The 19,171-nt window shown below is 38.8% G+C and carries 19 protein-coding genes and 1 pseudogene; 2 read left to right on the forward strand and 18 right to left on the reverse strand.

All coding sequences use genetic code 11. The features are described from left to right. Positions 1 to 122 precede the first annotated feature (122 nt). From BrL25_RS08045 to BrL25_RS08055, 3 genes are all read right to left on the reverse strand, one after another. The gene (locus tag BrL25_RS08045; protein WP_018670255.1) at positions 123 to 617 is read right to left on the reverse strand and encodes a hypothetical protein; all 495 of its coding nucleotides are present in this window, start codon (positions 615 to 617) and stop codon (positions 123 to 125) included. A 73-nt stretch (positions 618 to 690) separates the two neighbouring features. Next, on the reverse strand, positions 691 to 1,044 hold the full coding sequence (locus BrL25_RS08050; RefSeq protein WP_018670254.1) for a DUF7716 domain-containing protein: 354 nt from the start codon (positions 1,042 to 1,044) through the stop codon (positions 691 to 693). An 89-nt stretch (positions 1,045 to 1,133) separates the two neighbouring features. After that, positions 1,134 to 1,745 (reverse strand): hypothetical protein, encoded by a 612-nt coding sequence (locus tag BrL25_RS08055; protein ID WP_018670253.1) that lies wholly within the window; start codon positions 1,743 to 1,745, stop codon positions 1,134 to 1,136. Positions 1,746 to 2,241: 496 nt separating this feature from the next. Here BrL25_RS08055 and BrL25_RS08060 point away from each other — a divergent pair, with 496 nt between their 5' ends. Further along, on the forward strand, positions 2,242 to 3,102 hold the full coding sequence (locus tag BrL25_RS08060; protein WP_328150435.1) for a PhzF family phenazine biosynthesis protein: 861 nt from the start codon (positions 2,242 to 2,244) through the stop codon (positions 3,100 to 3,102). Positions 3,103 to 3,311: 209 nt separating this feature from the next. On the opposite strand, the gene BrL25_RS25565 is transcribed toward BrL25_RS08060, so the two are convergent. The 6 genes from BrL25_RS25565 to BrL25_RS08085 form a co-directional block, all read right to left on the reverse strand. After that, positions 3,312 to 3,365, reverse strand: coding sequence for a winged helix-turn-helix transcriptional regulator (locus BrL25_RS25565; RefSeq protein WP_236847816.1), 54 nt, complete (start codon positions 3,363 to 3,365; stop codon positions 3,312 to 3,314). A gap of 86 nt (positions 3,366 to 3,451) precedes the next feature. Then, the gene (locus BrL25_RS08070) at positions 3,452 to 4,105 is read right to left on the reverse strand and encodes a FusB/FusC family EF-G-binding protein (protein ID WP_018670251.1); all 654 of its coding nucleotides are present in this window, start codon (positions 4,103 to 4,105) and stop codon (positions 3,452 to 3,454) included. Positions 4,106 to 4,291: 186 nt separating this feature from the next. Beyond that, complete coding sequence (locus tag BrL25_RS08075) at positions 4,292 to 4,558, reverse strand: CD3324 family protein (protein WP_018670250.1); 267 nt, start codon at positions 4,556 to 4,558, stop codon at positions 4,292 to 4,294. 308 nt (positions 4,559 to 4,866) lie between these two features. Further along, positions 4,867 to 5,907: a hypothetical protein gene (locus BrL25_RS08080; RefSeq protein ID WP_018670248.1), complete on the reverse strand. Its 1,041-nt coding sequence runs from the start codon at positions 5,905 to 5,907 to the stop codon at positions 4,867 to 4,869. A 79-nt stretch (positions 5,908 to 5,986) separates the two neighbouring features. Then, the gene (locus BrL25_RS24755; protein ID WP_018670247.1) at positions 5,987 to 6,154 is read right to left on the reverse strand and encodes a hypothetical protein; all 168 of its coding nucleotides are present in this window, start codon (positions 6,152 to 6,154) and stop codon (positions 5,987 to 5,989) included. A 20-nt stretch (positions 6,155 to 6,174) separates the two neighbouring features. Then, complete coding sequence (locus tag BrL25_RS08085) at positions 6,175 to 6,525, reverse strand: hypothetical protein (RefSeq protein WP_018670246.1); 351 nt, start codon at positions 6,523 to 6,525, stop codon at positions 6,175 to 6,177. A 584-nt stretch (positions 6,526 to 7,109) separates the two neighbouring features. Between BrL25_RS08085 and BrL25_RS08090 the strand changes: the two genes are divergently transcribed. After that, positions 7,110 to 7,256, forward strand: coding sequence for a hypothetical protein (locus tag BrL25_RS08090; RefSeq protein ID WP_155802982.1), 147 nt, complete (start codon positions 7,110 to 7,112; stop codon positions 7,254 to 7,256). 316 nt (positions 7,257 to 7,572) lie between these two features. On the opposite strand, the gene BrL25_RS08095 is transcribed toward BrL25_RS08090, so the two are convergent. The 9 genes and pseudogenes from BrL25_RS08095 to BrL25_RS08135 all read right to left on the reverse strand — a co-directional run bounded on the left by BrL25_RS08095 (position 7,573) and on the right by BrL25_RS08135 (position 19,167). Further along, on the reverse strand, positions 7,573 to 8,811 hold the full coding sequence (locus BrL25_RS08095; RefSeq protein WP_018670244.1) for a hypothetical protein: 1,239 nt from the start codon (positions 8,809 to 8,811) through the stop codon (positions 7,573 to 7,575). Between the two features lie 509 nt (positions 8,812 to 9,320). Further along, positions 9,321 to 10,367 (reverse strand): hypothetical protein, encoded by a 1,047-nt coding sequence (locus BrL25_RS08100; RefSeq protein ID WP_018670243.1) that lies wholly within the window; start codon positions 10,365 to 10,367, stop codon positions 9,321 to 9,323. Between the two features lie 304 nt (positions 10,368 to 10,671). Beyond that, positions 10,672 to 11,832, reverse strand: a complete 1,161-nt coding sequence (locus tag BrL25_RS08105; RefSeq protein WP_026315032.1) for a 3'-5' exonuclease — start codon at positions 11,830 to 11,832, stop codon at positions 10,672 to 10,674. Further along, complete coding sequence (locus tag BrL25_RS08110; RefSeq protein ID WP_026315031.1) at positions 11,822 to 12,550, reverse strand: UvrD-helicase domain-containing protein; 729 nt, start codon at positions 12,548 to 12,550, stop codon at positions 11,822 to 11,824. The genes BrL25_RS08105 and BrL25_RS08110 overlap by 11 nt, the downstream gene beginning before the upstream one ends. Before the next feature lie 17 nt (positions 12,551 to 12,567). Beyond that, entirely contained in the window at positions 12,568 to 13,197 is a 630-nt protein-coding gene (locus BrL25_RS08115) for a transposase (RefSeq protein ID WP_018670242.1), read from the reverse strand. 16 nt (positions 13,198 to 13,213) lie between these two features. Continuing rightward, the gene (locus tag BrL25_RS25570; protein ID WP_018670241.1) at positions 13,214 to 13,351 is read right to left on the reverse strand and encodes a transposase; all 138 of its coding nucleotides are present in this window, start codon (positions 13,349 to 13,351) and stop codon (positions 13,214 to 13,216) included. An 83-nt stretch (positions 13,352 to 13,434) separates the two neighbouring features. After that, positions 13,435 to 13,587: pseudogene (locus BrL25_RS26495) on the reverse strand (transposase); the annotation flags it as partial. Positions 13,588 to 13,670: 83 nt separating this feature from the next. Then, complete coding sequence (locus tag BrL25_RS08130) at positions 13,671 to 15,074, reverse strand: TIGR02679 domain-containing protein (protein ID WP_018670240.1); 1,404 nt, start codon at positions 15,072 to 15,074, stop codon at positions 13,671 to 13,673. Then, complete coding sequence (locus tag BrL25_RS08135) at positions 15,064 to 19,167, reverse strand: TIGR02680 family protein (RefSeq protein WP_018670239.1); 4,104 nt, start codon at positions 19,165 to 19,167, stop codon at positions 15,064 to 15,066. The genes BrL25_RS08130 and BrL25_RS08135 overlap by 11 nt, the downstream gene beginning before the upstream one ends. Between the last annotated feature and the right edge of the window lie 4 nt (positions 19,168 to 19,171).

The raw sequence follows: 19,171 nt of genomic DNA on the forward strand, positions 1-19,171 counted from the left end.
CAAGCTGAATTCAATTGTTATCCATTATGATTAAACAATGATGTTCATGGAGAAAACGGGTAACATTATCTAACATAGAAATCCCATTCTGTTCCATCCGTCATTTTTATTAAAGAATAGATTTATGAAATCCGATCTCCTGTCATGGAACAATCCTCAAGAACGAACCAAAAATTTTTGTCATCGTAATCCTTGATCACTCCACTGATCTTATATCCAGGATTTAGATACTCGGGTTTTATCTGGCGCTTAACAGCTTCGTAATTCGTAACTGCATAGACATTATCGTTTCCTCTAATGATGATTCCTTGAGGATAAAACATTTGTATGACTCCATTGATTTCCTGCCCTAAGCTATACTTGCGCTTTGTGTGATTCCATTCTTCCCTATATGGTTCCAGCGCTAAATCCCAAATCTTTTGAAATTCAGCTTCACCTATCAATTCATCGTCTGCATACTCTATTTCGATTTCACTTAATTGAAAATCAGGTGCAGTCGAAATCGCATAATGATAGTTATCCGTTACGACAATCTGCCGATATGCTGCATTGCGGTCATCAACCTCAAAATAATAGAGTTCATTATCCTCAATTCCTGGCAACCTTACATATTTCATGAAATGTTCGCTCCTACTATAACGTTACGTCAAGCTTATGACGATTGTCTCTAGTTTTTAAATGAAGTTCATTTTATTCCATAAAAGCATCCTGTTCATGATAATAGCGGAGTGCTTTGGCTATCAGCAAAATATCTGGCTCTTCCCCCCGCCTTCTTACTACGTCAATTACATCTTGAACAGTAGCAATCTCCAGCCAGGACTGCACCTCCCGATCCGCTATAGACGCAGGGATGGCCTCATCACGGTGGTTTTTCATTGTTTGTCCCGCTTCCTCCAAATCCCAGCATTCTTCTTCCGGAATTATGTAATAGTCGTTATGTAGTGGGTCACGCCCAAAAGCATTCACATTCGTATAAATCCACTCATTCCATTCCACTTTCTCAATCCTTCTAATTAATTCTTCAAGATGTTTAAAACATTCCATGTAAAAACCCCCTTTCTATTAAATAGCTACACCAATCTTCGTTCTGTAGAGCTTGTACCTTCAAATCCTTTTCAGAAGTATCATCCTTGCTATTCTTCAAATTTCCTCTGTAATTTTTGGAGGATTTTTACGATAGATTCTCTATTTTTCGCCTCTTTCATATAGACAGGAAGGGAATGGGAAGCCGTTCGCATGGGACCATTCACTGGTTTTTCACGCAAGGATGCTGACGTGTATGATATGAGATAGTTCAAATGGTCTCGGTTTACAGCCCATACCGGTTTCCCACGAAAATAATCCAAATAGTATAGCTCCAAATGAAAAACTGGATCTTTCCCATCTCTAATATCCTGGTACCGCCATTGATAATCTGCCACTCTGTGCATAGGAACTTGATTCATTGTGTGGCAATGAGGACACGCTATATTCAATTGTTTTTGAGTTATTTTCTTTTCATCCTTTACTTCCAGATTAAAGTACCTTTCACAATGCTGGCAGAACCCTCTAGCCGAGTATTTATAGGCTTCCGATTGTGTTTCTGTATGATAACACGCTCCACATTTTAGAACATATCCATTAGCTTCTTTAGAAATATAGGCATTTTTTGTACATTTCGGGCAGTGCACGACTACCTTGCCACCATAATGAGTTACCATATTAAAGCAATATTTATGACCATATTCGTCTGTAAATCGTTCCAATATAGACCCTCCTAATTATTCAGAAGTAATATCGTCTATGCCTCACTACTACGCTCTCCATGGCATTGACTTATTATGTTTATCGTCAAAATGGCAAACATCTCTTGATTGGACCAAATAAACTGAGTCTAGCACCCTTATGAATAAGATTCTCTAATGCCTGACTCAATTCCACGAACTCCATCACTTCTGCCGTATTGCTTATGTAATGCTTGATTATTCGCTCTTTATTAACTCTACCCAGCATTTCTTTGTAGATACAGTGCCATCTGGATCAATTTGGTATTTCTAATTCTTTTTGGTCACATTTGGTCCTAAAACCAAGTCACACATCAATTTCAAATGCATCTAATCCCTTTTTTAATTGATGAAATAAAGGTAATCTTTTTAAAAAATCATATAATAGGTAAAGTAATAGATATCGCTAAAGCCCTATAGAAACCGGATGTTCAATTCATAAAACAACTTCAGAAAAAAGGTGATCTTGTTGGAAGTAATGGTTTATACGCTAAATGCCTTCGCAACTGACCCAAATGGGGGGAATCCAGCGGGCGTTGTGTTAGAGGCTGATTTATTGAAGCAGAAGGACATGCAAACTATTGCTCATATAGTTGGATTTTCTGAAACAGCGTTTATTCAGACATCCTCCATCGCAGATTTTAAGATTCAATTTTTTACCCCTAATGCCGAGGTTGATTTATGTGGTCATGCCACAATTGCAGCGTTTTATCTAATGGTATGTCAACAAAAAATTAGTCACGGCACATATACATTAGAATGTAAGGCCGGCTTGTTACAGGTAACCGTGGAAAATGATCATCATATTTTTCTTTCGCAAGCCCTCCCAACCTTTTATGATCAACCAGATAGAGAAGATATCATCAAATCTCTACATATATCAGCAGAAGACTTAGACCAACGACTGCCGCTTGAGATTGTTTCAACAGGATTGAAGGATATACTTGTTCCAATTAGAAACTTAGAGGTTCTCAATAAAATTACCCCTGATTTTGATCAAATCACACTACTAAGTAAAAAATATCAGGTTATTGGCTTTCATTTATTCACATTGGAAACAAAAAACGAAATGATTGCTACTTGTAGGAACTTTGCTCCTTTGTATGATATACCGGAGGAAAGTGCGACAGGGACATCATGTGGGGCCCTAACATGCTATTTGTACAAGCATAAAATCATTTCTGACCATACCATTCACCGCTTAGCTTTTGCTCAGGGTCACAGCATGAATCAGCCCTCTACTATTATTTCAAGACTTTCGGTTAAACAGGGGCGTATCACTCAAATTGAAGTTGGAGGGACTGCATCAAATATTCAAAACCGGTCCGTTACCTTATAGGTTTTCTTTGGGAAGCCCGTTTATTTTTACGAGAAAAGACACCCGAATCATCAGGTGTCTGCTTGATTTAAGATATTATAAAGAGCTATTGTAGTAGCTGTAAGAATTGTTTACCGCTCAGCCATTGGCAGAAGCTATAACTCATCAGGTTGCGGAGAGCGTAATTGTATTCCCCACTACTATCGATATTCAATGACTGGTCTCACTCCTTAACCCAAAGCTGTCAATTCGTATTCAGCTTTGGGTGGGACGACCGAATACACCTGTCGATGAACGATCCTGCTACATCTATTCTCACCATTATTCAGCGAGCATTTTATATGATTGATACCTCTATAATAAAGCTTATTTAGCCTATAACGTCCTCAATAAACCTCTCTAACGGAGTAACATCCGTAATCCTTTTATTACATTCATGACTATTGATACATATATAGTGACCAACCGCTTTGTAATAATCAGAAGATGCATTAACAGGTCTTGATTTCGATATCGCTGAAAATAAAGCAACCTCACCATGTCCATGGCATAATGCACATATGTTTTTCTTATTTACAATCGTATATTTACCTTCGATTCCAACTATTTTCCCCTTCAAATGATAGACGATGAACAATTTATTACTAGAAATATTGATCCACCCAAGATAGGTTACCTTGTAATAGTCAATCGTTACTAAATCAGGAACCTTAAGCTTTTTATTTTTGGGGAATAGTTTCTTTATCTGTTGTTCGGTCACTTGTGGAAATTCAACCAAGTAGGGTAATAATGAACGTAGATAATCCTGAAAATCCTCAGCTTCTTTTAATGAGGAAATTCTTTTCAACAATTGTTTTTGGATGTCCGTAACATTAGGAAATACATCTATTGCTTTTGCTTCTGAGCCGTACCTCACCGCTTCCATTACTTTCGGATCAGCAACAGTTAAGGTAGCGTTTTGCAGGATATCTATTTGCTTCTTAATATAGTTGTATTGATGATTTTTAATAAATGGCTCCATCATATGATTCCCTCCAAATACGTAAACCTAATCTTTTCAAAAGGCTCAATCTTTCTTTCATTGCCCTCTCTTTTACTATAAAAAATTAGCTTCTTCTTTGATATGTAGCAGATGACTGAGAAATAAACTCGACATACAAAAAGCACTTATAACCTAATCCTAAGATTATAAGTGCAGTACTATTCACGCCTATTTACTTGAATAGACAATTTTTTTAATTGTCTCTATCGAAAGAAAGTAGTCATCCGCTAATTGATGAATCGTTTTTCCATTTTTAAATGCATGTTTAATGGCAATATTTCTATCATCAATTAGCTTTCTTCCGCCAGAACGTGATCCCCATTTTTGGTAAGTCGTTTTTGGTTTGGGAATATATATGGTTTCACCTTGAATATATTTTTGAATTTCAACAAGTAGCTTTTCGGGTAAAATAGCTGTTGCCTTCACATATTTCATCTCTGACTGCCCCCTATTCATTAAATCAATGAAAATAAGGTGCAAAGCCAAAAGATTAGAAATGATCTATGCCGATTTGGGCGATTTCATTATTGAATATCCACCCCATGCAAAGTATCGCCTCCAACACTTGGCTTTGCATGAGATGCTGCGGTTTCTGGCAAATTACGCTTTTTTGCCACTACTTTTCACCTCCTGGGATTTTCATCAGGCATTTTTCATTTGTTGTATAATTTCAATCATATATGATGTGGTTTGTCAGGGGAAGTGAGTTGTGGTTTGATTGGTACTGATTTCGGATACCCAGTCTAACTAAAATCTTCGCTTAGGAAGACATTATAATGATTATATCGAGTTTCTAACGTATACCTATCATTCAAGTTGTTCTGTAATTTGGCAATATGCTCATACAGCCAATCTTCATGTACATCCCTATTTTTGTATTCCTTTATACTTGTCTCATTAAAAATTTTATCTTTTTCATTGCTGCTCGCCTTGTATTTTATCAAGCATTGTACATCATTTGGAATGTCGCCCCATAAATAGCTTATGCCTTCTGCTGTTATATCCATTTCACTCAAAGTCTGATTGTAATTAACCTGCTCAATTAATTTTCCATTTAGCGTTCTCTGATTGGATTTTACCTGTTCAATAAAATCCTTCGTGTTAAAAATCATGATGGTTTCCAAATGGTCATAGTAGGGGTTGCTTGCTTTTGTCTCTCTCCACATGCTTTGTTTTTCATACGCATAAATTCTACCTGTCTTCATATAGAAGTAGTAATGCTGATCAGCATAGAAAGCTTGTAGGCTATCAAGTCGAAGCAAACTATCATTATGACCTATATCTGTGGTTATTTTATAAACAGATGATTCAATCGAATCAATTAAGAAAATATCACTATAATAAGGTTTCCCATACTCTACCCCAGAATTTGAAATAAAAAAAATGGCGTACTGATCATCTAGGGCATATATTTCAGATAAATGAGCCTCAACGTCATTCAGGCTATTGGTTTCCATCCATTTATTGCGATATTCGTCAGCAGGTATCACTACAATTTTATTTGTACGTTTTTCATTGGTCTCTATCCTATAAAATGCGATTACATTTTTGTTATCTTGCTGATCAAGCTCAGCTCCGTATATTACATTGCCTGTAGGTGAGATTGAGATTTTGGCTATTTGTTGAGGGATGGGATATAGGGTTCCCTTTTTTCCTTTTTCGAGATTAATATTACAGATCTCCAGTTTTCCTTTTTCACAGGAATGACTGCAAGCTATGAATGATGGATTTACGATAGGCTTAAGTGGGATTAGTAGAGGTATTTCAGCTCGTTCTTTTTGCATTATAAGTTCGCCCCCGATATATAAAATACGAGTGTGATTATATTAATAATATTACCACACTCGCGATTATGTTAATTATTCAATTAATTCCCAAATAAAATGAATGACCATGAATCTCCGGATCTCTAGTTACCTTGTAAAAGATTTCCTTAGCTAGATTTCTTGTCCTAGCAAAAGTATCTGAATCTTCCATTAAGCGAGCCTCTGCTTCCCCCTCACTGATACCAGGTCCAATAACGACTTTCACCTTCCTTTTTAAAATAGTATCTATATGCTACAAACATATTTTTTATTTTGCCTTAATTGTTCGCTTACTTCTGATACTAAAACGTATGTCGCACCACCAATAACAATAGTCGCGGTTGTTATTAACAATGCTTCTAAAGCAGCTGTTAATCCTAAAGCTAGTGGATAGACAAAAGCAAAGCTGGGAAAATTTTTATTTAAATCCTCCTTTTGGTTAAAATCATCGAGATTAATTATTTCTCCATTACTCTCGTTTATTAGTTTTCCCTCTAAAATACTAGTACCATCTTCTTCATTTTTAATCCCATCAAGAATAACCTCATATTCTGCTTCTTCTGTTTTAAAGGTAATTTTTTTTGTTTCCTTATCCATTGAAGCAATATAGTCTTCCCCATTCTCATGTTACCATTACTTCTGTTACGTAATCATCATTCCGTAACACCTCAAAGTCCTTATCCTTTGCATATGTATAATTACTTAATGTAATTGTTAGTAACATACATAGAGATAAGAATGATAAAAAAGCTGTTTTACAGTTTCTTACTATTTTTTTAAACAAAACTATTCCACCCCTTATTTTGAATTATATGTAAATATTAGAACAAAACTAAATATTTGTAAATTATATCCATTTATTTAATTTCACAATTAAAATATTAGTTAGACTTATTTGTAGTTTGGAGCATAAAATAAAAGAGTATATGTCTAACCATAGTAATGAATATCATGTCTATAATATTGTGTGGATTGGTAAATACGAATAACATTTACTGGGTATTCCGCTGTTCACAAGTTACTCTTTGGTAAAACTAAAAACGGTACAACGAAATCAAATTTGAATACAACGTGAAACTGAAATAAGCAACAGAAGACGAAAAAACTGGATGATGGTTTTAGCAGATGGCACTCTGTCCTCAGAGGAATACAGTTCATTAATTGATAAGGAAGAAAAACGTATGAAGAAAGTATACAGTGAATTTCAGGCTGAGGAAGTGGATCTTGGTGCCGACATGCTTGTGAGTGGGGATACTGCTGATATTAATAATGCCATCATACTTACAGCTACTAGCGTTTGTTTTTCATGCGTCATTCCCCCTTTCTGATTCCAGATCAATTATTTGATCCAGCTGAGCGGATTTTGTGACACCATTTCATTTTTTTCGTAGGCTTATGTACAAATACCCTCCAAGGTTAATAATGTACGAGGGAGTCACCAAACAACTCATGAAAAACTTGATCTGAACAAAAAAACAGTCATCACAGAAAGATAAACTGTGACAACCGTTTGTAGTTTTGTGGAAAAGGATATCGTTTTAAAAAACAAGTAGACTATATAATTAAATTAAAAAATCGTAGATATATTTATGGTGGGGGTGGGTCGTGATGATTCAAATCCACATATTAACACTTCTATAAGCTTTATAGAAAACCATATTTGTTCTCTCTTTGTTTAAATGCTTCTTCCCCACCTTCTAGCAAACCTGCCACTTCCTTTCTTAAGTGATTATTCTCAATTGATCCTGATGTATAAACTATACTGTTATTAATAAAATCTGCGACAACAATCTGTTCAGCATCTGCATTTACTACAAGGTTAGCATTGTGTGTCGCTATAATAATTTGTCTTTTCTCTTTTGCTTTACGAAAAGCTGTTATTAACTCGTTAGAGATAAATCTATTATCTAAATTGTCTTCTGGTTGATCAAGTATAATTGGATAGTCTCCATCGGCTAAATATAATTTTAATATTACTGCGCCTTTTTGACCAACGCTTAATTTTGATAGTTCAGTCCCATTAAAGAAAACATTAGTATCGAGACGGAAATAATCCTGTGTTAACCATTTATAATAGTCGGTTAAATCCTTATTTTTTCTAAGATAATCTTTTATTTTCTTATCTTGAAAGTAATTAAAAGGATCTCCAATTTGCAAAAAATCTTTAATACTTTTTATTTTTGTTTCAAGGAAGTCATCTGGTATCTTTCGACCATCGAATAAATCCTCAGATAGTTCTGTAAATAAATTTTCGTTAAAATAAACTTCAGCTTTAAAAGAAATACTACTAAGGATTTCTGTATCCGTAGATTTGAAAGATTCAATTATTCTATCATAAGAATTCTTTTGACTTTTGTAGTAAAGCATAAGTTCTTCATGCTTTGCGCATAATTCTTTAGCTTTTGAAAAATACTCCCTTTTCTTCCTATTTAGCTCCGATATTTTTACCTCTATTTCCTGAATAGCTTTTAAAATATTATCCCTATCCTTTAACAGATTGGCTCTCTCACTTTGCTTTCCACTAAATTGTTTTATTACCTCAGAATATTTATTTTTTTCCTGATCAAAATACTGTTTCCTTATCGAAGCATAACTTATATTAAAATTTATCATCTTAATAAGATTACTAAACTCAACATTTGGAATTAACTTCAAATTGGAATCAAAGCGCCCCTCGTTCAATTCAGATATATTTGCATTGATTGAGTCTTCTAATTCCTTTATATCTACTAAAGTACTACTACACGTTTCAACATAATCTTTCGACTTTTCAAGTTCCAAATCAAACTCTTTCAACTTTTCAATTGCTTCTGATGCTGCTTTTTCTTCTTCCTCTGAAAGTTGACCACTAAATGTACTCAACTTTGTTTCTTTATCTTTCAACTCACCTTTTTTAATTTCTAATTGCCTTTCCTGTTCTACTAAAATTTCTGAAGAAGACTCCTTTAATAAAACACTTATTTCTCCTAGAATTTTTATAATTTCTTTATTAACATTCGCAATTTTATCCTCATTTTTTTTATACGCTTCATACTCGCTATCATTTTTACCTTGAATATTAGTAAAAATTAGTTGTTGAATAACTTTATGCAGTAATTCTGTATTCCCGGCTACCTCTTCAATTTTACCTTGTGGTAAATAACGAATTTCCCCATTTTGAAAGAATCTATTATCCGTTATCTTTTTACTAAAGGTAGATTCTTCATCAAAATATTCGAGTTTAACTTCCAGATCAGGACATTCTTTTTCTATTCTTTGTACAAACGAGTTTCTATCTACGTTGCTTTTTGTTTCTCTACCTTTATTGTCAAAATGTCTGCTTCTATCGTACTCCTGATAGCAGTTAGCAATAACATCTATTATTGCAGTTTTTCCTGAGCCTTTACCTCCAATTATCGGGGAACTAAGTTTTTATTCAGTTGTAAATCTACATTGCTTATAGAAAGTTCTTGATTTATATTATTCGATGGTATGCTAATTTTCTTTAAAGAATAAATATTTTTTTTAGTTTCAGGCTCTTCTTTTTGAATTCTCACTCGTGTATCTGGTTCAAACAATAATTGTCTCAGTCCGTTAAAAGTAGGCTCTGCCTTGATCCAACAAAATCTACCCAAATCAGGATTAAATAGTTTTCCAAAATCATGAGCATCTGATCCATGGATGCATGCTTTCAATGAACCGCATTTCCTTATAATAATTTCTTTCGAATCAGAACTTTGCCCCAGAAAATAATTTCTGCATCCTTCGCTCCCTGAAAATATAAAATTAGTATTTCTATACAGTTGTTGGCGAAATGAACCTGTTGAACTATCTCGAAGACCAGAAGCTCCATCTTGTGAATTATTACTAACAACAGTGAAAACCTTTTCTTTATATCTTTCATCCTTGTCTATCAGTTCTTTTAGTCTCTCTACATCAACTTTAAATTGATTAACTCCCTCTTTATAGCATTCTTTATCACTTGTTAAATCCGGGTTATACGCCCTCCCTAACTCAGTTAGCTCTTCTTTGTTACATTTATACCTTTTAGAACTATATTCATAACTCAGTTCATTAAGAAACCTTTTTATATCCGGAACGGATAGTTCATCCGAAAATATACAGTGCAGGTTGATTGCTTTGGCTTTTGAGGTTACAGGCATTATCCTAAACTCGACATTAGCAAGTATTAAATCGAAATTTTGTACTCTGCCCCTCTGTTTATATTCTAAGACTTTTTCATATCCATCTACAGAACAGTAATCAGTAATTCCAACTACAGAGATATTCTCTTTTGCTCCTTTTCCTTCTAATTCGTCAACGTATTTATCCCAAATATTATTATTATATCTCTCACAATCTTCACTATTCTCGAAATTAAATTGCATATTAAGAATTGATTCTGGTGTATGGATATGTAAATCCCATTTACGCCACTGGGAACCTCCAAAAAGTATCATTCGATATCAACTCCATTACAAATGTCCTATTTTTTATTTGTAGTTTCGACATCCTTCTGCAATCTCCTCCAAATTTCCCAAAAAAATACCCATTTATGACTATTTTTGTACAAAAAAATACAAAAAAGCATATACTCATCCAGCCACAAGAAGGTATATGCTCTCAAAATTCAATTGTGGATATGTAGGGTGGAGGCGATTCACCTCAGATCAAATCTACAATATTCAGCTTAATACAGTTTAGTTTCGAAAGGAACCCTTTCCCGATCAGGACATCCTTATATTAAGAACGTCATTCGTTTTCCTATTTTGGTTCCCTAAAATACCCTTGATACTTCTCATCGAAGTTTGTGAACGAAATGCTTTTTCCTACATTTGCTGACTTCCATAAATCGTAAAATGATTTTATCTTACTTGTAGAATTCTTCTCAGCCCCTCTGTTTATACAGGTAGTAATATATAACCGCTCGATTGCTCTCGAAATGGCAACAAAAAAAGTACACAATTCCTCGTCTGAATTACCAAAAAAAGCGGAATCTTCCAGCCCGATGAGAAATACAGTATTATATTCTAACCCTTTACTTTTGTGAATTGTCATGATAGGTATTGAATGAATACCTTTAAATCTTTCAATGGAGAGAAACCAATTATTACATTGTGAAAATTCCTTCCATACCAATTCTATAAATTGTCCAGTTAATAATTCCAAGTAACCTTTATTGTATTGTCTATACAGTCCCTGAAGAAGATCTGGATCAAAATACTGCAATATTCCATAAGTTAGATCTAATAGGTCTTCTTTCGATGAAATAGTACTAAGTTTTTGCCGAAAAGACTCGAGATATTTGTTAAAGTGATTTTCGAGATCGATTAATAATGTGTCTGGTGTCCTTGTTGAATAGCCCTTTAATCTCCTTAATATTCCGATTAAGAAGGTCCACTCATCAGGCGATTTTACATCTGATGCAAGTCGAAATATACTTTGGTAAATAAGAACAAGATCTTCTTTTAACAAAGTTTGATACAGCTCTTCTACACGAGCTTCAATGTTTAGATTTTTTAATGTAGAGATAATTTTATTGGTGTACTCTGCAGGTAGTTTTCTAGTCAAAATGCATATATCGTTGCATTTTATTTTATTCTGCTCCATTAAATTTTTTATTTTTTTACTGACAACTACAGCTTCGTGCTCCTCGTGAAGAAATTGCCATACTTCGGATACCCCTTCATCCCCTGACCATTTATCGTTTGGCTTTATGTCAAGAGAAGTACCTATTAATTCCTCAATGACAGGCTTTTGCAACGTAACAAGTTGCGGAGCGGATCTATGATTGACTAACATTGTTTCACTGTTTGCCGCAAAATCATTCGTATATAATTCAAAAACTTTCTCAAGAGCTCCTGCCCACCCCATTACACGTTGTTTTTTATCACCAACAGCTGTTAGTATACAGTCATCTCCCATAAAAACAACTTTTTATTAGGTCATAATGATGCCCTGGTGTGTCTTGAAACTCATCCAAAAAAATATGACCGTAAGTAACTTGGATAGATTTTCTGACTGCAGGATAAGAACATACAATCAATTCAGCTAATCGTGCAATCATTGCAAATGTAAGTTTGGGGTTTAGCTTACCATTGCCTCTAAGCATAATAGGCCAAACTTTTCTTGCAATATCTCCATATTCGGTCTCAACAAAAGGCAATTTAAATTCTGCTAAATAATAATATGTATAGAATTTATTACGTGCTTCGCTTGGATAACCTGCGGCAATAAAAGCTTCTTTTACATCTTTTATTGAAGCAACTTCATAATTTTCTGCACGCTGTAATTCTATCGGTAATAAATTACCAAACTGATCCAGGACCGTTTTAGCAAACGCATCGTATGTTCTTGAAGCGAATCTCTTGGATAGGAATTCTCCACATCTTTCCTTAACTCGACTTTCCAAATTTTTAGCTGCATCCACTTTGTAGCTTAACGCTAGTATTTGGCGAGGATAGATACTCTTATTTGTTTGAAGTAAAAAAGCAGCTCGTTGTGCTAATAGTTCAGTTTTTCCAGCACCCGGTCCAGCCGAGACCATCATATTATTTTCCGAAGTTATTACCTTGAGAGTTACTGGGTCAAAAGACAGATTATCAGCAGGTTTCCATTCATTAGTGGTAATATATTTATTCAAACTGTATCCCCCCTTATCTATAGTTTTGTTTTTATAACATCTGCCATCCTACTAAAAACACTTGGCAAAGTAACCTGTAAAACCTTGTCTTCTATTTGTGCGAGCATTTTCATATGTGTAGAAGGCTTTCCTCGGTAAAGAAATAGGTACTTATACCAAATCATCATTTCTTTTTGTTGATCGGAATAGTATTGACCTTCTTTATCTTCATTTTTGAGTGTGCAAGCAATATCCAGTTTTAAACGTTTTTTGTATTCATCACTTTTTCTATCTGATTCGTCCAATTTGTGTATTTTCTTATTTGTTTTTCCTATTTTTAGATTAGGACCTTCTCCAGACTCTAGTTGTGATAAATACCCCTCAAAATAATTTTCTAGCATTAAAAAATCAATATCTAATGGTGTGCTAAAAAATACCCACCAAGTCGGTCGGACGTTGAACTGTACGATGTTTACGCTAGGAATGACGGAGTTCGCCTGATTTTCTTCCAACAGCTCGATGATTTTATCGGTGTCATATCCACGATCGGCTATGACGTTCTTGCCCTCGACATCAAGGGTTTGCAGGATCTCGTATCCCGTCACACAATCGTTGATGTTGCCCGCTGTTACTTCGTATTTTAGGGGGTTGCCGAGTGCGTCCACCACGGCGTGATCTTGGAGGTTAAGCCTCCCCGCGATCTTCCTTTGGCTTGGAATTGTTGCCCCCTTTTACCCCCGCGCCGTGTTGATGGACACGGATAATGGAGGCATCGAACATGACGCCTTCGGCATTAGGTTCGGCGGCGAGCACTTCGAGCATCCGGTCAAACAACCCCGCTTATTCCCAGCGGCGGAATCGTGTGTACACCGATTGCCACGGTCCGTAATATTCGGGCAAATCACGCACGGCGCTCCCGAGCGGAACAACCAGAGCATCACATTTAGCATCTGCCGGTTGTCCTTTGCCGGGCGTCCGCCTTGCGGCTTCCATTCAGGCGGCAAGAAACTTTTAATTTGTTCCCATTGATCGTCGCGTAGTTCGTATCGTCTTCTCATATGAAAAGTTTACCAAATTCTTATGCCCGTTCATAGTTTGAAACACACTCTATCATAAGCAGAATTATAATCCCTGCCTTGATTCATTTATCTACTTGATTTTTAGAAATCACAGAAGATACTTCTTTAATCCAATTACTTCTCAGTTCTTTCCCAAATGATTCCTGGTAAACTTTTGCTTTAATCTGTATCATCTCTTTTGCTAAGCCGCCTTCTAATCCTTGAAGGATTTTTAAGTCTGCATCAGATAAAGGTTTGCTTTTGGGTGCAACATAATTACGATATATAGAAGTTTCCATACGCCAAGCGTAAAATTCTGCTGAGAACTGCTCCTTCATATTGTTTAACATCTGAATGCCTGGAACATCAAGGTCCCCAGAATAGTAAATAACGCAACTTGGGTTTGCTTCAAGACATTTTTCTATAAATACTTTAGAAGCAGTTCTTGCCTGTCCGATAGTACAAAGTAGAACTGGAAAATCTGATGGAAGTTGCTCTAATGAAAATTTGTTTAAATTAAGAAAATGAATGGTTTCATCAACTAGATAAGAAATGACAGACGGATTTTCGATAATATACAATGACGAATATTTTGGATATTGCTTCATCTCTTCGATTTCCCGTAAATTTAACGTACGAGGAGATGTGCCTTTAATTAGATGGGGTACAAAAACATGTGAAATCGAACTAAGATCATCGTCCAGAACGTCGAAATTCCTATAAATTTGACGTTCAAACAAATACTCTGGCATGACTGTCGTATCGTTATCAACATTTCCGCTTAGTTTTAGGCTTTGGCTATTTATATCATTAAGGGCACTCCATAATAATCTTCCTAATGCATTTGTTTTATCGAAGGCATGTGAATCCTCAGTAACATAAGCAGCGAACATAGGTAATCTAATTTTGCCAGTAGAGATTCCACGTTCTTTAAGCATCTCGTCTTTTCTCATGAGCAAATGCCATAAGGCACTCAAACATGTTAACAATTCTGAATAGGCATTCGTTTCTCTGTCAAAAACCGTTCTCAAAACCCTATAACCTTTGGCTTCTCCTTCCTTCAATCTTTGAAACCAGTTAAATGTCTTTTGAATAAAATTTTCAAGATCAGTATTTGAGATATTGAATTGGGTAATAAAATCTCGTTCTACTCGAACAAAAAGATTCGTCCAAGCCGATAGTCTTAAGTCTTTTTGTTCGCGTTTGGTGGAAAGTTGACAGCCGTAGTATAACTCCAACAATTCAAGCAGTGAAGCCGAGTATCCTGCTTCTATGGCCGCTTTTTCAAAGGCGGCGGCTGGGAAACGAGGTCCCTTGTAGCGAACGCCAAGAAAACCGCGTAGAGCTTTTTCCTCTTCTCCGGTGGGCCGCATTTGCACCGTGCCGAATGCCCCATAACTTTCAAACTTCTTACGATACAAGTCGAAAAGGCGGCCAAAGCCGCCGCTGCGCCGAAAAATCTCCACAAGTTGCCTGTTATCCTGCATTGCGGGAATGCTCCTCGATACTTTGCTCTAGCGATAGATGATGTTTTTCTTTGCCGTCCCAATAGTAACGTGCAACAGCGAGCACAGGGGAATCCACAGAGCGAAGAATTTGAGCAATGGAGAGTTCATCTACCGTTTCGTAACAGCCCCACAGCACCTGGGAGTTCATAATATAATCGAACTCAAAATCGTGTACGAGCTGGAACATCTGCGCAATATTTTCGCTGTCGATGCCCGCAAACGCTTCATCCAATGAAATGATACGTGGCGCATCAGGCGCGGCGTACGAATATTTGGCCGCTATCGCCGCAAACAAAGGCGAGTAGATGCTCATGGCCTTTTCCCCGCCGCTGAGCTCCCCGAACACCTTGTTCGTAAAGCGCTCCTCTGGAATACCCTTGCGCGTGATGAACATGTCAAAACGGAACCATCTACGATAATCCAGCGCATTCTTCATTTCTTCAAACATGGAGAAACTCGCGTCGTCCTTGCACTTTTTGCGTGCTTCATTGATTTTGGACATGAAGTGCAGGCGTACTTTTTCCTTTTGCGACGGCGTCAAATAGATGGACTCTTTAGACAAGTACGACAGCAACTCCGTTGTCGAAATTTGGTCTTCTTCTTTGCTTGTGAGAGGAACCCATTCGAGCCGCATCTGGATGGTGCCCGTCACACGCTGCAGCATCACGTTCGCGTCTTGTTCCCAACGCTTCGCGGCCCGCACTTTCTCATGGATCGCAGTACCGACGACATCAATGAGCACCTTTTCAAACAACTTCTGCTCCTCTTCCTGAATATGTTGTGAGATGAGCTTTAATTGATCATCCACATCACGGTGTACTTCACGCGGCGTGCTCTCCACATGCTGGGGCAAAAAGACCAGGAATTGCCGCGAGCAGTGCTGTTCAAGGATCTGCCAGGACGGGGCTTCCTTGTCTTTTGCCTGAATCTCAAGCTGGATCGTGCGACGCGACTGCTTTAGATTGTAATCCGCAAGTTCGCGCTGCGCGTGGCCTTCTGCATCTTTTAGCGCCGAAAGCACCACATCCGACGAAAGTGCCTTGCACGTTTCCTCCAGCGCCTTCACTACCTGGGAAGCACTCTGCGGAGGACATACAAAACCGAGAGACAGCTCCTCTTGATACAATTTCGTCCACGCATTCAAAAGCCTCAGCCGCTCTTCCATTTGCGGCTGTTCTTTCTCATGATTCTCAGCAAGTGTACGGATGTTAATTTCTGCTTCAGTAATTTGTTTTCTATAATCTTCCAATAGCTGATCTGCCGCCTGGGCCGCCTTTCTTGCTTCCTCGATCTCCTGTTTCACGTCTGTATCACCGAGATCCTCAATCCGCTCGAGATACATCGCCTCCAGCGATTTGTTCCTGGCAATGCTCCGCTCAAGATCCGTTTTCTCATCGGTAAGGAATTCATAATAATCAACCAAACGTTCTTTCTCTGCTGTAAGGTCAGATAGCGATTTAATCTCAGCAAGCCACGCGGTGTGGGCCACGCGAAGCTCAGCGAGCATTTCTTTGTAGCGTGCAATATCGCCGAGCGCTTGTTGATAGCTGGCGTGCGTAAGCGGGAGCTCCAGTTCCTGCGCTACATAATGGAGCGCATTGCGCGCGACTTGGGTCTCGTTGCGATACACACGCAGATCGTTTTGGAGCCGTTCCAATAAGGAGAGCTGGGCGACACGCTCCCGAGTCTTGTTTTCATGGCAGGCAAGGGAATCCTTTAGCCCCTCGAGAGACGGGAACATATCCCGCTCCATATGAAGCAGGCTCTGCTGCTTTTCCACGGAAAAGCGTTTAGATTCCAGATTGTCTTTTTTGTGAATGAGTTCTTCACATAACTTTTGCAGTTCTTTCAACCTGCGTGCCTGAATTTGTTCCCGCGCGGATTTTCCGATGTACGCATCCTCGTATCGAGGCGCCAGCCCCCCGACCATGCCGCTGCGGAATTCACCCGTTTCAAGCACATATCCTTCCTCATGGGGAACAATGGATATAGTTTGCAGCACGGCGCGGATGTCAGCCTCGGAGAGCCCGTTTATCGGTGTCGAGCGCATGTAAGTCAGCAGATTTTCTTCTTTATAAGAGCCTGTTTGTACTACGGTCATGGAAGCGGCAACCATCGAACGATCGCTTTCATGCACCACAAGGGCCGTTAGAAAGCCCGCGCGTGTAATAGCGCCTTCGATGGCTTCTTTCACGGACGGCTCTATGTTTTCCATAAATTCAACTGTTTCATAAAAATAAGCGGCGCGGATGTTCTGTGCGCGCAAACGCTCCATTTCCACCACCTCAGAAGCGGTAAGATCGGGCTCTATCTCCGTTTGCGCAGACAGCTCTTCCACCTTTGTTTCCGTTTCCTCAATTTGCTTTTGTAGAAGACCAATGGAGGCCGTAAGGTTTGCTCGCTCTTCTTGAAGTGCGCCGAGGCGCTTGTTGTACAAAACGTTTAACCAATCCGTAACCGCCGCAGGGGAGGAGTCATCCAGAAGGTCGCCAACCCCTTGCAGTATTTCCTTTGCTTCGAGAAACTCGGTAGGCTGAACCTGTAATTGTTGTGCACCTTCTGCCCATTCTATAACGGCGTGTTCGACCGAGGCGGCACATTCGGCAATTTCTTTCTCCAAGGCACGAATCTCTGCCTCGATTCCTTCTTCGCGTTCTTCTTCGACCGCCACATGTCGCTGCATCCGATCCTCGTGTTCGAGGCGAGATTGCAAGGAACGAAGTTGACTCGCAATGTCCTGCACCTTGCCGTGATGCCCCTGAAGGGTTTCTTGCCAATTTTTAAATCCCGCGTCTGAGAAACTTTCGAGACTGGATTCGAAGTGCTGACTCAAGGCGGTGTGGGGCAAGAAATAGGCCTCATCCGCTAGCGACTCCATCTCCGAAAGCGCATCCTCGCGGCTTTTAGCAGCTTTGTATTCCTCTTCTTCACTTCGCTTGATTCGATCCTCCACCTGGCGTTGTTGTCCTTTATTCTTCTCCATGGCTTCGGCCTTATCTCGCAGTTTGTTCTCTGATTCCTGCAGGGCATCCTTTACCTTACCTAACTCTTCCTCCAGTGTAAAGAGGGGGTGATCTTGCAGGGAGACGATTTTTCTCTGGAGGGTCTCTTTGATATTGGATTGTTCCGTCCATTGCCGCTCTAGATTTGTTTTGGTTACCAATGCCGCAGCTTCGGCGGTTTTATAATCCTTCATGCGCTTCATAGATTCATTAAACCGCTTCTCGCTGGATACGAGATATCTCGCCTTTTCATATAGAGAGAGCTGGTTGTATGTATCGTACGCGTCCGCCAACATCGTAAGGAAACCGAGTTCCCGGCCAAAACGAGTCTTCTTTTCTTGCAGGCTATCCATGCTCTCCAACGCCGAGGAGAGCGGGGCCAATTCATATTGCGACAATTCTGGAAGAGCATCGGAGAGAACGTTGGACACCTCGCTCGCTTTCACAGCATTGGAGAGCTTCGGACTTCGGAGCTGGAGCAGCACGCCGATCAGTTCTTTGAATTCCTGCGTGGTTTTAAACCGATAGATTTCTTGATTCACGATCTCCACGTAACGCTGCTGGCTATCGGTAACTTCTCCGTCCCCGCCAATGCGGTCTGCCAAGTCCCCCCTGGTAAGAGGAAACTTTTTGGCTTCCCCGCTTACAATCTTTTCTTCATACAACTGAATGTCATACCCAATGCGCTTGTTGCGGAGAATGAAATACCACGTGCGCATGGTGTTGTCGCTTTCCCGCCGTTTTCCATTCAAGCCGATGCCAACGGTTACAAAGGTGTTTCCTTTACGGTACTCTATGTAGAGATATCCTGTGCCTTCGTCGCGCTTTGATACATGCTTATTGCCGAGCAAAAGATCGATCATCCGCCGATCTTGCGAGCCGAATGGGTCAAGGCGCGACGGTCGCTTATCGCCGTCGAGCAAAAATGGCACTGCCATGGTAGTGGATACCGATTTACCAGAGCCGTTGGCACCGCGGACAAAAAGGCGCCCATTGCTAAACTCAAAAACCGTATCACCGTGATACCAGAAATTTATTAGACCGAAGCGATTCAAATGAAACGTGCTCATCGCC

Source organism: Brevibacillus laterosporus DSM 25, assembly GCF_002706795.1.
Lineage (GTDB): Bacteria > Bacillota > Bacilli > Brevibacillales > Brevibacillaceae > Brevibacillus_B > Brevibacillus_B laterosporus.